Genomic DNA, 13,297 nt, shown 5'->3' with positions numbered 1-13,297 from the left:
CTTTGCCGTTACTATAAGTATACAGAACGGCATAAACAAACTCAATACCTTCCGGCTTACACAGTTTCATTTATGGTGGTGCCAAGTGTGCGGGCATGGGAGTTTAGGGTATAAAATGATTCTTTCTCTCCGGTTTCTAAGTCATAACCTATAATTTCCGATTCATATGAAATATAATACACTTTCCTATTTTGCATGGAAATCAGTTTATCTATCTTTAAATCCTCAAAGATAGTCGATTTCTGGGATTTTCCATTTTTCAGTTTGTACCAATCTCCTATTTGATAATAAATGTCACCAGAAGAATCTAATACAATTGCTGTCATATATCCCGCCTCTACATCTGCAATCTTCTGGATTCTTTCTGTTTCTAAATCCATCTCATAAATCGTATTCACACCAAAAGATTCTTCTCCCATATTATTTGCCATCTTCTCATCAAATTCCGACTGGGAATATGTATTGAATACAATTTTCTCTATATCAGAATTGTAATTCACCTGCCATACAAATGCATCCTCATCCTTCAGCATCCTGCATATTTCTCCATTTTCAAGCTTAAACAAGCCCATCGCCCTTGTTCCATTTTCAACAGCTACTAGATATACTCTATCTGCAAATGGGAAAATATAATTAACGGCAAATAAAGAATCTGTCAACCGGTTCCCGTTCAAACTTCCGCACTTCTTTCGATAAATCTCATCATCGCCTGCTCCATCTTCTCGGTATGTGTAATATACCTCATCCTTTGAATCTAAGTATACAGTCAAAGGATATTGGGAGGTGTAAGGAATCTTCGACTTTTCATCTATCGTCTTCGTCTCAAAATCAGAAATATAATTATAAGTATTCAACTTATTTCCTTCTTCTTTTGTGACGGTAAATGAAAAATAATAAGGTGATTTCTCTTTTTGCTTTTCCAGTTGTTCTTCTTCACTCTTCCCTTTCAGCACCTGCGACTTTGTACATCCAGGCAAAATTACCATACCTAAAATCATAAATAGCAGCATCTTCAAAAAATATCTTTTTTTCATAGTACAATTCTTTTAATCATTTCTTATTTACAAATGCAGCACCCTGTCCTTAATCTCCTGTGTACGTCCCTGATTCCAGAACTGCGTTCCGATATATCCACAGGTTCTTCTTGCCACAAAGAGCTTATCCTGATTGGTATTACCACAGTTCGGGCATCTCCAGATCAGTTTTCCTGTCTCATCTTCTTCGATCTGGATCTCTCCGTCATATCCGCAGCATTCGCAGAAATCACTCTTGGTATTCAGTTCCGCGTACATAATATTGTCATAAATAAATTTCATAACTGTAAGAACTGCCGGAATGTTATTCTGCATGTTCGGAACTTCCACATAGCTGATTGCCCCACCCGGTGATAATTTCTGGAAATCGGATTCAAATTTCAGCTTCTGGAATGCATCGATCTGTTCAGTTACATGAACATGATAACTATTCGTAATATAATTCTTATCCGTTACACCCGGAATGATTCCAAACCGGCGCTGCAGGCATTTTGCAAAGCGGTAGGTTGTAGATTCCATCGGTGTTCCGTAAACAGAATAACTGATATTTTCTGCCTCTTTCCACTCTTTACATTTATCATTCAGTCTCTGCATAACAGCCAGTGCAAATGGCTTCGCCTCTGGATCTGTATGTGATTTGCCGAGCATGCGCACGCACATTTCATAAAGTCCTGCATAACCCAGCGAAATCGTTGAATATCCGTTATAAAGCAGTTTGTCGATCTTCTCTCCCTTTTTCAGTCTGGCCAGTGCTCCATGCTGCCAGAGGATCGGAGCCACGTCTGAAACGGTACCAAGCAGACGTTCATGACGGCAGCGAAGCGCTCTGTGGCAAAGTTCCAGTCTCTCATCCAGGATTTCCCAGAATTTATCCATATCCCCTTCGGAAGAGCATGCAACGTCTACAAGATTAATCGTCACAACTCCCTGATTAAATCTTCCATAGTATTTGTGGCTTCCATCCGGATTGCGCTGAGAATCTTCTACCGTCAGGAAAGAACGGCATCCCATACAGGTGTACACATCGCCCTGCTTCAGTTCTCGCATCTTCTTTGCGGAAATGTAATCCGGAACCATACGTTTTGCGGTACATTTTGCTGCCAGTTCTGTCAGATACCAGTACTTGGATTCTTCTGTGATATTATCCTCATCCAGCACATAGATCAGTTTCGGGAAAGCCGGAGTGATCCAGACACCCTTCTCATTTTTAACTCCCTGCATACGCTGGATCAGTACTTCTTCAATGATCATCGCAAGGTCATCTCTGGTCTGTCCTTCCGGGACCTCATCCAGATACATGAACATAGTCACAAACGGTGCCTGTCCGTTACAGGTCATCAGCGTGATCAGCTGATACTGGATCGTCTGGATTCCGCTCTTCACTTCCTCACGTAGACGACGCTCTGTCACTTTTTTGATGATTCCTTCATCCAGTGATTCACCGGATTCCATTCTCTCCTCAATCACACTCTTACGGATTTTCTGACGGCTCACATCCACAAACGGTGCCAGATGAGACAGTGTAAATGACTGTCCGCCATACTGGTTGCTGGCTACCTGTGCTACGATCTGTGTGGTGACATTACAAGCAGTAAAAAAGCTGTGCGGTTTCTCAATCATCGTTTCGCTGATCACCGTTCCGTTCTGAAGCATATCCTCCAGGTTGATCAGATCACAGTTATGTTCCTTCTGTGCAAAATAATCCATATCATGGAAATGGATGATTCCTTCTTCATGTGCACGTACAATCTCTTCCGGCAAAAGGACACGGCGAGTCAGATCCTTACTTACTTCTCCTGCCATATAATCTCTCTGCGTCGAATTAATGACCGGATTCTTATTCGAATTTTCCTGCTTCACTTCTTCATTCATGTGTTCCAGAAGAGACAGAATTCCATTATCTGTAGTATTGGACTTACGAGTCAGTTCTCTCTTATAACGATAGCGCACGTACTTCTGCGCCACCTCATACCCACGCATCTCCATAATTCCGGTCTCTACCATATCTTGTATATCTTCCACATGAACAGCATGTGTCATCTCTTCTGCCTTCTGAGCAATGGTATCTGCGATCGCCAGAATCTGATGCTGATTCATCTGATGAATCGGTGCAATCTCCTGATTAGCCTTCTCAATCGCATTCACAATCTTAGTCTGATCAAATGATACTTCTTCCCCATTCCTCTTGATAACCCTTGTTTTTACTACTGTATCCATATATTTCTCCTTACCTTTAACCCCTATCAACATCTACCAAATGTTGCGTCACTTTTGCGTTTCTCCACTATATTTGGTGGCTACGTTATCTATCATACACCAATCCATGGCAAAATAAAAGAGCAAATCGCCATATTTTTAAAATTCTTCATTTCCACATTTTTTCAGAAAATTGCAACTCTTATCTTTGAATCAAAAATAATTTCTGCCAATTATATCGGTGTCTACCAACGTACATATACAACTCAAGAACTTCGAAATGAAATACATTATTTTCTGATTATCTTAATTCAGCTTAATGACCAAGCCGATATACTAGTATAGCGAATACAGCAACAAATTGAAAACAAAACGTAATACTCCCCAACCACTACGTTCTAAAACAAAATAATTACAGATTAGCACGTAAACCTCAACTTTCACTCCCATTATTTTTTTACTTCCCGGCACTCTATTTTCAAAGATATTGATTGACAAATATTACAAACTATGGTATAAGAATACAGTATGATTTCACGCAAATCAATTCAATACATAGGGGATTGGTCAAATGGTATGACAGGAGTCTCCAAAACTCTTAGCGGGAGTTCGATTCTCTCATCCCCTGTCAGATAAAGCACTAAATATGTTGCGGTTCAGCGTATTTAGTGCTTTTTTGATACAATGATTATTTTACTTTCTCTTACAAAAAAAGATCATTCACGTACTATCTCATTCGGGTTTGCCGGAATTCCTCTATGTTCCACAGAAGTTGAAAAAACTATAAGGGTTTTAGTTCTTCCAAAGCGTTGCAATTCACCGATAAACTTATCAAGCTCCACGGTGCTTGGAAATAATACTTCCAGCACCATAGAATACTCTCCGGTTACACAGTTGCATTCAACGACATTTAAGCATTCTTTGATATATGGATAAAATACACTTTTCTCTTCCGGAGGAACCTCAAGATTAATCAAAGCTTTGATATGGTAACCCAATGCAATAGGATTTACCTGTGCCTGATACCCTGTGATATAACCTTCTTTTTCCATTTTTTCGATTCTTGCCGACACTGCAGGTACAGATAAATAAACATTTTCCGCAATCTCTTTAAGTGGAAGCTTGGCATTTTGTTGTAAGATATTTAAAATTGTGCGATCAACAGAATCTAATTCATGATTTTTCATAAGTTTTTGCCTCCAGTCGATTTTAAGTTCTGTAGTGTCTAATCCTTGTTATATCTTGGGAAAAGAAAAAAGATGTACTGCTTTTATAGCAAAGTACATCTTTGTGCAAATATTCGTTAATATTCTGTATGATAACATCCATCAATTATTCTGTCAATAAAGTATTTCCTTCATACTCTTTTTCACGAACACAATTTTTTTATCTAACAAACAAAAAAGCACTTAAATGTTACAAGTTCAACATTATCAGTGCTTTATCTGACAGGGGATGAGAGAATCGAACTCCCGCTAAGAGTTTTGGAGACTCCTGTCATACCATTTGACCAATCCCCTATATTCAATTATTTACCTCAAAAAAGGCTACTTGATATTTATATCATGAACAGACACTTTTGTCAATAATAATTTCCAAATTACCTATTTAGATTTTTATCTAAATAGATGTTGATTTTATAGTTTCTTCATGATATATTCTATTTAGAAATATTTCTAAATGCTTATACCAATTGGAGGTGATCATTTGGCGTTCGCAGATACGTTTAAAGCATTGTCTGATCCGGTCCGCCGGGAGATCCTCGTCCTGCTTAAGGACGGCAAAAAGTCCGCCGGCGAGATTGCGGAAAATTTTGATATGACCAATGCTACAATTTCCTATCACTTATCACAACTCAAAAAAGCCGGACTGGTTTTCGAGTCCCGCTACAAGAATTACATTTATTATGAAATCAATGTATCCGTATTTGAAGAAATGATGCTTTGGTTTTCACAATTTGGAGGTGTTTCTGATGAAAAAAAATAAGACTCTGATCCTTACTACACTGCTCTGTCTGCTGCCCATGATTTTCTCCGCTGCAGTTTACACCCGTCTGCCGGAACAGATGGCGATACACTGGGGACCAAATAATGAGCCGAACGGATATGCACCGCGACTTATTGGTGCTTTCGGTCTTCCACTCCTGATGGCTGTTCTCAATATTGTTGTCCATGTAGGCCTGGATCATGACCCACGAAACAACAATTCCGCTCCTGCGATCAAATTACTTGGAAAATGGTGTATTCCTGTGCTTTCTTTAATCATGGTACCGGCATCCCTCCTTATCAATATGGGGCATGAGCTTCCCATCGATAAGATTGCCATGATTATGGTCGGAATTATCTTCACTATTTGCGGCAACTACCTTCCAAAATGCCGCCAGAATTACACCATAGGAATCAAGATTCCATGGACTCTCGCCAGCGAGGAAAACTGGAATAAGACACACCATCTCGCAGGATATCTCTGGATCATCGGAGGAATTCTTATGATATTCTTCGGACTTTTCGGATTTCCGATTCTCACCGTATTGCTCCTGATTCCTCTGGCAGTGTTTCCTATGATCTTTTCTTTTGTTCTTTACAAAAAAGGCGATTAATCTGCAAGAAGAAATACAAGATGAAATCCATCTGGATATCTTACCCGGCAGATGTTATACTTGAGTCATGAAACTAAAAATAAAGGCAGGAATAAAATCATGATTATTTGCGCAAAACATCTCATTACCGGCGATGGCAAGACGGTACTGGAAGATAAAGCCGTTGCTGTTGAAAATGGAACGATCCGAAAAATCGGGCCGAAAGAAGCACTCATCGCGGAATTTCCGGAAAAAGAAGTGAAGGACTATGGCGATGCCACCCTTTTACCGGGGCTTTGCGATATGCACGTGCATCTCGGCTACTGGTTCTCACAGCCGGACAGCTTCAATTACAATGACCAACTGATCACGTTATTTGCTCTGCAGCACGCACAGGCCGCATTTGAGCGCGGTATCACCAGCGTGCGTGATATGACTTCCGCGCGGAAGCTCTGTGCAACCCTGAATCTCGCGGCAGAGAAAGGATTTATCACGATTCCAAGAATCACACATGTCGACAACGGCATGTGTATGACAGGCGGGCATGGCTGGGATGATGACATTGCCCAGGTAGACGGACCATGGGAGATCCGAAAGGAGATCCGCCGTCAGGTTCGTGACGGAGCCCAGTGGATCAAGATTCTTACCACACACCGCAGCAGCATTCCCGAGTATACCCAGGAAGAGTTAAATGCTGCCGCTGACGAATGTCACAGAAGAGGGATCAAATGTGGAATCCACGCCGGAACACAGCCGGGCATTCAGATGAGCATCGACGCCGGATTTGATACCATCGAACACGGAACCTTTTTAACCTACGAGCAGGTACAGCAGATGGCAGAGAAGGGAATCGCCTGGACTCCAACCATCATGGCCTATACTTATTTATATGAAATCACGAAAAAGAATCTGGAAGAAAATGCGGGCAAACCCGTAAATGATCCGGTCATGCAAAAAGAAATGGCAAACTGGGAATATTTTGAACCTGCCTACAAAGCTTACAGGGATAATTTCAAAAAATTCTATGATACCGGTGTCACAGTACTTGCCGGAACCGACATGGTTGTTTACGGTTCACCACTGCTGCCTCTTCCAAGGGAACTTCAGTACATGGTGGAATATGGAATCACTCCGTTACAGGCCATTCAGACTGCAACTTCGAATCCCGCCAAAGTACTCGGCTTTGAAAACCAGCGCGGCCTCATCAAAGAAGGACTTGACGCAGACCTTCTGGTCGTAAGTGGAGATGCAAGCAAAGATATCACCTGTCTGAACGATGTGAAGTTCGTCACCCTGGGCGGTAAACGTGTTTTTGAAAATGGAATCCGTTATGTAGGGACTGCCAATACATTTATGTAATTCCATTTTTACTGGTAAATAAAGAAAGAATGGCGGTGTAATTGAGGATATTTACACCGCCATTCTCCTCTCGTTTTTCTTTTCCCTTCATTTTACGGAAAAATCCCTTTCATTTTTTCCGCAAATACCAGCTTTCTCAATGCTACAATATAAGCCGCCATTCTGAAATTGCAATGACATTCTTCTGTAACATTCAAAATTTCTTGAAAAGATTTTGACATCAGTTTTTCAAGCATTTCATTTACCTGATCTCGTTCCCATGTCAGTTCCTGAATATTCTGAACCCATTCAAAATAAGAGACAATGACTCCTCCGCTGTTTGCAAAGATGTCCGGAATCAAGGTGATTCCCCGTTTTTCCAACACATCATCTGCCCCTTCTGTTGTCGGGCCATTTGCCGCCTCCACAATACAGCCACACTGCAATTTTCCAGCATTTGCTTCTGTAATCTGATTTTCCAGCGCAGCCGGTACCAAAACATCGCATTTACATGTCAGCACCTCTTCATTCGTAATATGTGTAATTCCAGCGGCATCGTAATCCTTCAGGAATCTTCCACCCTGATTCAAATAGAGTGAAATCGCATCAATGTCCAATCCCTCCTCACAGTAAAGTCCGCCTGATACATCACTGATGGCAATGACTTTTGCTTTCCTGTGATAAAATATTCTTGCTGCATTAGCACCAACATTTCCCATTCCCTGTATTGCTACAGTCGTTCCTTCCAATGTCTTTCCTTCCAGAGCAAGCAGCAATTTCGTACTGATAACGACTCCTCTTCCTGTCGCTGAATTTCTCCCTCTGGATCCTCCAAGTTCAACCGGCTTTCCGGTTACAACTCCAGGACATGGCTGTCCTTTTAACTGACTGTATGTATCCAGAATCCACGCCATAGTCTGTGAATTGGTATTCACATCCGGAGCCGGAATATCCGTATCCGCGCCAATAATTGGCGCTATTGCAAATGTATACCGCCTGGTAAGCCTTCGCAATTCTCTCTCCGATAAAGTTCCCGGATCAACCCGAATGCCGCCCTTCGCCCCACCGTATGGAATATCTGCCACTGCACAGTTTAGTGTCATCCATGTTGCAAGTGCCTTCACCTCATTCAAATCACAATTCTGGTGATATCGAATTCCTCCCTTAAACGGTCCACGTATATTAGAATGCTGAACTCGGTATCCTTCAAATACTCTAACCCTTCCATCATCCATTTCAATCGGAAGATATACTTTGGTTTCCCGCTGTGGATTTTTCAGAATCTCAAACATAGACTGGTCAATATGACCAATTTCCATTGCTTTTGTCATAGTATGAATTACGTTTGTATATGGGTCATAAGCCTGTGCCATTTTATTCTCTCCTTAGCAGCTGATTGGTTGTGCGCATCAACTGAATGCAATGGTAGAACGAAACCCTCCAGAAGTCAATACGCCTTGGCTAAGACAAGAATATTTCTTTTTTTCTGTTTATACACTTAAATTTCGAAAGACAACCCGGCTTATACTTAAAAGAATAAAGTATTTAACTTCTCAGACTGATTCTGTCGATCTCAGCCAGTTCATTTTCCGTAAATCCCGTCTGATTGATTATTCCTACATTCTCTTCAATCTGCTCCGGACTCGATGCACCGATCAGCACACTCGTCACGTCCTCATCCTTCAGTACCCAGCTCAGTGCCATCTGCGCGAGAGTCTGTCCTCTTCCGGCAGCGATCTCATTCAGCGCCCTGATCTGTTCCAGTCGCTCCGGTGTGAGTGCCGCCTCTGTCAGAAATCGTCCGTCAGCGCGAATACGGCTGTTTTCCGGAATACCGTTCAGATAACGGTCTGTCAGAAGTCCCTGGGCAAGCGGGCTGAATGCAATAATACCTTTCCGCATTCTTTTCGCCGTTTTCTTCAGGCCATTTAATTCAATCGTACGGTCAAAAATAGAATAGCGGTTCTGATTGATCACAAACGGGCACTTAAGCTCCTCCAGAATTTCCACCGCTCTCGCCATCGTCGGTCCGTCATAATTCGAAATCCCTGCATAGAGTGCCTTACCGCTTTTAACGATCGTATTCAACGCTTCCATCGTCTCTTCCAACGGCGTTTTCGGATCCATCCTGTGATGATAAAAAATGTCTACATACTCCAGTCCCATGCGTCTGAGGCTTTGATCTACACTTGCAATCAGGTACTTACGGCTTCCCCCGTCGCCATAAGGCCCTTCCCACATCTTATATCCCGCTTTGGTACTGATGATAAGTTCATCCCGGTATGGATACAAGTCTTCATGCAGGATCTTCCCGAAATTATATTCAGCACTTCCAATCTCAGGCCCATAATTATTTGCCAAATCAAAATGCGTGATGCCAAGATCAAATGCCTTGAAACACATCGCTTTCATATTGTCCATGCTGGCATTGCTTCCAAAATTGTGCCATAAGCCAAGAGAAACCATCGGAAGCATCAAGCCACTCTTTCCGCACCTGTTGTATTTCATAATCTGATATCGTTCTTCATTTGCCATATATGCCATACTCATTCCTCCTTCAATCCGTTTCTGTAAATTCAGTCAGCATATAAAATGCACAAACAACGTTATCATATCGCTTTTTCTTCCGAAAGTCCAGCTTTGACGCTTCTTTTCGCAAATACTTTCACATATATTTTCTTAAAAATATACTTTGGAGTTATTATGCTTTCCAAATCACTTATAAAGCGTTCTCTCCTTGTCTGCTCTATTCTTTGCCTTTCTTTCCTCACAGGCATCGGAGCCGCCAGACTGAAAGAGCTATATTTTCCCGAAACTGTCACCACCTCTTCCGAAGGAAACTGGGGACTGAGTTTTCAGGAAGAAGGAGAACCGCCCGTAGCCAATGCTACATATGACGAACTTGCCGTTTACGACGCATATTACGCTGAAAATACGGACGAAAAAGTCATATACCTTACCTTCGATGCCGGTTATGAAAATGGAAACACCGCGCCGATTCTCGATGCACTCAAAAAGCACCAGGTCCCCGCTACTTTCTTCGTTGTCGGTACTTATCTGGAAAATAATAAGGATTTGATTCTTCGAATGACAGAAGAAGGGCACACCGTTGGAAATCATACATATCATCATAAAGATATGTCCCAGATTTCCTCAAAAGAAGCCTTTGCCGAAGAAGTGCAATCCGTAGAAGAATTGTATAAAGAAATCACAGGCGAAGAAATGACCAAATACTACAGACCCCCACAGGGGAAATACAGCGAGAGCAATCTTCAGATGGCCAAAGATATGGGCTACAAAACATTTTTCTGGAGTCTCGCCTACGTAGACTGGTATGAAAATCAACAACCGTCAAAAGAAGACGCTTTCGACAAGCTCCTTTCCCGCATTCATCCGGGTGCAATCGTGCTCCTGCACAGCACTTCTTCCACCAATGCCCAGATTCTCGATGAACTCCTGACAAAATGGGAAGAAATGGGATACTCCTTCAAATCACTGGAAGATTTGATATCTTCTTCAGCTTAAAAGGCAATAATACAGTATGAACAGAAAACTGCCAAAAGGGACGCGGCACATAGAATGCCTCGTCCCTTTTGGTGAGTTACCAGAGGGCTATATGATTAATTATGTCAATTATCCAAGGAAGCCCAAATACGTTCAAAAGAACGATAACCATAAACAACGGAATAACTACTACTGTGAGAGCCTTATCAAATTTACTTAACTTGTGGTCGGTGTTCTTATATAATTCTTTTTCATACCCTTCAAATCCCCAGATTTTCGCAACGAAAATACAGGTAAGTAAGCAGCCAAGAGGAAGTAATAAGTAACCGGTGAAGCAGTCAAGCCAGTCATACAGACCGTACATCTCAATACCCTGGAAGCTCGGCCACGGAAGCTTGAAGTTAGAAAGTGGACCAAATCCAAGAGATACAAAAATGTTACCAATAAGTACGATGATTGCAAATACGATGATACCTTTCTTACGTCCCATTTTCAATTTTTCTTCGAATGTTCTGATAGAAATCTCAAAGAATGTGAACAAAGAAGAAAGTACTGCAAATGCTACGCCAATAAAGAAAGCTGAACCGATCAGTCTTCCGCCCGGAAGCTTACCGTAGATACCTGCCATAACGTCGAACAGCAGAGCCGGTCCCTTAGAAACTTCCATTCCTCCTGCAAACGCAGTAGGAATAACTACAAAACCGGCAAGGATCGCTGCCATTGTATCACAAACGCTGACCAAAATAGCATCGCTCTTCAGATTATTGGAATCCGGAATAAGTGTTCCGTACCTTATTACCGCTTGCCTTATGCCCACATTATACAACTTATCGCGATAACATTCAAGCTTTTTTATAGATATTATTGATATATTTATATTTTCTATGAATAATCGCTCACAATTCTGCACATACTAAGCATTTTAATTTGCATCCCAATAGTGCATTTTTTCCATATAACGCAAAAGACACAGCCTACGTAATAACGCTGTGTCTTCCTATAATTTATATGTTCTTTTTCGTTGAATAATATCCGTTATACCCTTTTAGATCTTTAGCCAATTTCATGACAATCATATCTACATCGGAAATAAATTCCCGCACTCTTCCCTCGATCTGCTCTTCTCGAATACCATCATCAAGAATCGTTTTCAAATATCCCTTATAGGTCATACAGACCACACGATTCAACTGAATTGCTTCATAATAATTAATCGCATTTGCGCGTATGCATCTTCTGCACATCCGGAAATCTCTTCCTACAAAACTAGGAGCATACAGCATCTCTGCAAAAATATGATTTGCATCCTCGATATCCTCAGGGAACATTTCGTAATACTCTTTAAATACCTTCTGCAGTTTCATGTTAGAATACTTAAAAAACAGCAAATCATATGCCTCAGGTTTTTGAAATGCTTCTCTTGCATAGCAATCCCATACCCCCACATAAATATCCCATACATTTTTCCATCTTTTTTCACTTGCATTTAATCTCTTAATATAACCTTGCAATTCCCTCAACTCAGCATAAAATAATAATTCAGTCAGATTGCCGAAATACCGGTACATGCTTGCTGAGGAGCATCCCATTTCCTTAGCGATTCTTCGGATAGATACTGCCGCAATTCCTTCATTTTGTATAATCTCGTATGCCTTTTCAATGTAGTCTCGCTTAGATAATCCTTTAAAATAATTACTCTTCGTCTGTTGCTCCATGTTACGCAGACTCTACCTTTCTTATTCTATTGTAAATCTCTCACAAAGCAGATCCTCTGATTCTGCCCGCACTACTTACTTTTGAGCACAGCCATACTTACAGCCGTGTTTTCAATTACGAAATTCTGGGGATTATATTCTCAATCCCAGACAGATCAATTGTCTTAAAATCATTTGCCACTTTTTCTGCGTAATTCTTCGGTGTCGGTGCAATTTCCTGCCATTGTCTGTATGTTTCGATACACTTCTCGATCAGCATGATATCCTTCATGTTATCTTCTTCTCCCTTCGGATAAACAACAACAGAACGATACGGCGTCTGATTCGGTTTCAGGCTGGAAGCCTGTGGATGCGTCAACAGAATATGACGATTGTAAACCATATCCCGTGTTTTAATCAACACATCTTCATAACTATCTAAAAGAATCACCTGCATTTCTTTTTTATACTTCTCATAAACCCTATCATTATTCGTAATAATAATAGCCTTATCCGGATTCCACATGGTCATCCCTGCCTCTCATTTTTATTCTAAATTATTATAATATCTTATATCTACGCGACTTTATTAATTATAAATTCCGCAACAAAAAAAGTCAATTTATTATCAAATTCCTATATGGAAAAAAACTGCAAACCTTGTCACCAAAGTCTGCAGCTATCTCTTTTTATGTACCTTCAAAACCACATACAAAGTTTTATCTCTCCATCCATTTCTTTCCTATCCTACCATTTCAAACTTACTTTCCACGAAAACCATTCGAGAACTTCGTTCTCTCATTGTCCATTTGGTAACAAATGGACACGCATTCCTGCAAGATCCGCTCCGGATGCAAGCATCCTTCCCGTCTCTTCCACTCATGCTTTTCCGCTTCTTGCCTGTTTGCTCAGGTTATGCCCTCGACCGATTAGTAACAGTCAGCTCCATGCAT

Annotated in this window: 12 protein-coding genes and 2 tRNA genes; 5 read left to right on the top strand and 9 right to left on the bottom strand. The window is 41.1% G+C overall.

The window, feature by feature from the left end:
- Window positions 1-56: 56 nt before the first annotated feature.
- A complete protein-coding gene (locus ACTNBR_RS15250; RefSeq protein WP_441019060.1) occupies window positions 57-1,034 on the bottom strand; it encodes a hypothetical protein in 978 nt (325 codons plus the stop codon).
- A gap of 27 nt (window positions 1,035-1,061) precedes the next feature.
- A complete protein-coding gene (nrdD, locus tag ACTNBR_RS15245) occupies window positions 1,062-3,251 on the bottom strand; it encodes an anaerobic ribonucleoside-triphosphate reductase (protein ID WP_427820232.1) in 2,190 nt (729 codons plus the stop codon).
- Window positions 3,252-3,787: 536 nt separating this feature from the next.
- Between nrdD and ACTNBR_RS15240 the strand changes: the two genes are divergently transcribed.
- Window positions 3,788-3,858, top strand: a tRNA-Trp gene (locus ACTNBR_RS15240).
- Window positions 3,859-3,946: 88 nt separating this feature from the next.
- Here ACTNBR_RS15240 and ACTNBR_RS15235 read toward each other — a convergent pair.
- Both ACTNBR_RS15235 and ACTNBR_RS15230 read right to left on the bottom strand, forming a co-directional pair.
- The gene (locus ACTNBR_RS15235; protein WP_441019059.1) at window positions 3,947-4,417 is read right to left on the bottom strand and encodes an Lrp/AsnC family transcriptional regulator; all 471 of its coding nucleotides are present in this window, start codon (window positions 4,415-4,417) and stop codon (window positions 3,947-3,949) included.
- A 262-nt stretch (window positions 4,418-4,679) separates the two neighbouring features.
- Window positions 4,680-4,750: transfer RNA gene (locus tag ACTNBR_RS15230), tRNA-Trp, on the bottom strand.
- Between the two features lie 187 nt (window positions 4,751-4,937).
- On the opposite strand from ACTNBR_RS15230, the gene ACTNBR_RS15225 reads away from it, so the two are divergent.
- From ACTNBR_RS15225 to ACTNBR_RS15215, 3 genes are all read left to right on the top strand, one after another.
- Window positions 4,938-5,216 (top strand): autorepressor SdpR family transcription factor, encoded by a 279-nt coding sequence (locus tag ACTNBR_RS15225; protein ID WP_427807432.1) that lies wholly within the window; start codon window positions 4,938-4,940, stop codon window positions 5,214-5,216.
- Window positions 5,203-5,829 carry an SdpI family protein gene (locus tag ACTNBR_RS15220; protein WP_427807434.1) on the top strand — a complete coding sequence of 209 codons (627 nt, stop codon included), beginning with the start codon at window positions 5,203-5,205 and terminating at the stop codon, window positions 5,827-5,829. The genes ACTNBR_RS15225 and ACTNBR_RS15220 overlap by 14 nt, the downstream gene beginning before the upstream one ends.
- Before the next feature lie 99 nt (window positions 5,830-5,928).
- Window positions 5,929-7,167 (top strand): amidohydrolase family protein, encoded by a 1,239-nt coding sequence (locus ACTNBR_RS15215; protein ID WP_441019058.1) that lies wholly within the window; start codon window positions 5,929-5,931, stop codon window positions 7,165-7,167.
- 92 nt (window positions 7,168-7,259) lie between these two features.
- Here ACTNBR_RS15215 and ACTNBR_RS15210 read toward each other — a convergent pair whose 3' ends face one another.
- Together ACTNBR_RS15210 and mgrA are read right to left on the bottom strand one after the other, a co-directional pair.
- Window positions 7,260-8,519 (bottom strand): Glu/Leu/Phe/Val family dehydrogenase, encoded by a 1,260-nt coding sequence (locus ACTNBR_RS15210; protein WP_441019057.1) that lies wholly within the window; start codon window positions 8,517-8,519, stop codon window positions 7,260-7,262.
- Window positions 8,520-8,691: 172 nt separating this feature from the next.
- Window positions 8,692-9,690 carry an L-glyceraldehyde 3-phosphate reductase gene (gene mgrA, locus ACTNBR_RS15205; RefSeq protein ID WP_427807438.1) on the bottom strand — a complete coding sequence of 333 codons (999 nt, stop codon included), beginning with the start codon at window positions 9,688-9,690 and terminating at the stop codon, window positions 8,692-8,694.
- A gap of 159 nt (window positions 9,691-9,849) precedes the next feature.
- Here mgrA and pdaA point away from each other — a divergent pair, with 159 nt between their 5' ends.
- Window positions 9,850-10,671, top strand: coding sequence for a delta-lactam-biosynthetic de-N-acetylase (gene pdaA / locus ACTNBR_RS15200; RefSeq protein WP_441019056.1), 822 nt, complete (start codon window positions 9,850-9,852; stop codon window positions 10,669-10,671).
- Window positions 10,672-10,747: 76 nt separating this feature from the next.
- Here pdaA and ACTNBR_RS15195 read toward each other — a convergent pair whose 3' ends face one another.
- The 3 genes from ACTNBR_RS15195 to ACTNBR_RS15185 form a co-directional block, all read right to left on the bottom strand.
- Complete coding sequence (locus ACTNBR_RS15195) at window positions 10,748-11,467, bottom strand: hypothetical protein (protein ID WP_441019055.1); 720 nt, start codon at window positions 11,465-11,467, stop codon at window positions 10,748-10,750.
- 187 nt (window positions 11,468-11,654) lie between these two features.
- Window positions 11,655-12,365 (bottom strand): TetR/AcrR family transcriptional regulator, encoded by a 711-nt coding sequence (locus tag ACTNBR_RS15190; RefSeq protein ID WP_427807447.1) that lies wholly within the window; start codon window positions 12,363-12,365, stop codon window positions 11,655-11,657.
- A 115-nt stretch (window positions 12,366-12,480) separates the two neighbouring features.
- Entirely contained in the window at window positions 12,481-12,870 is a 390-nt protein-coding gene (locus tag ACTNBR_RS15185) for a GrdX family protein (RefSeq protein WP_441019061.1), read from the bottom strand.
- Window positions 12,871-13,297 lie beyond the last annotated feature (427 nt).

This window comes from Bariatricus sp. HCP28S3_F11, from assembly GCF_052065395.1.
Classification (GTDB): domain Bacteria; phylum Bacillota; class Clostridia; order Lachnospirales; family Lachnospiraceae; genus Allocoprococcus.
The sequence above is the reverse complement of the archived record's forward strand: the minus strand, read 5'-3'. Positions and strand labels throughout refer to the sequence as shown.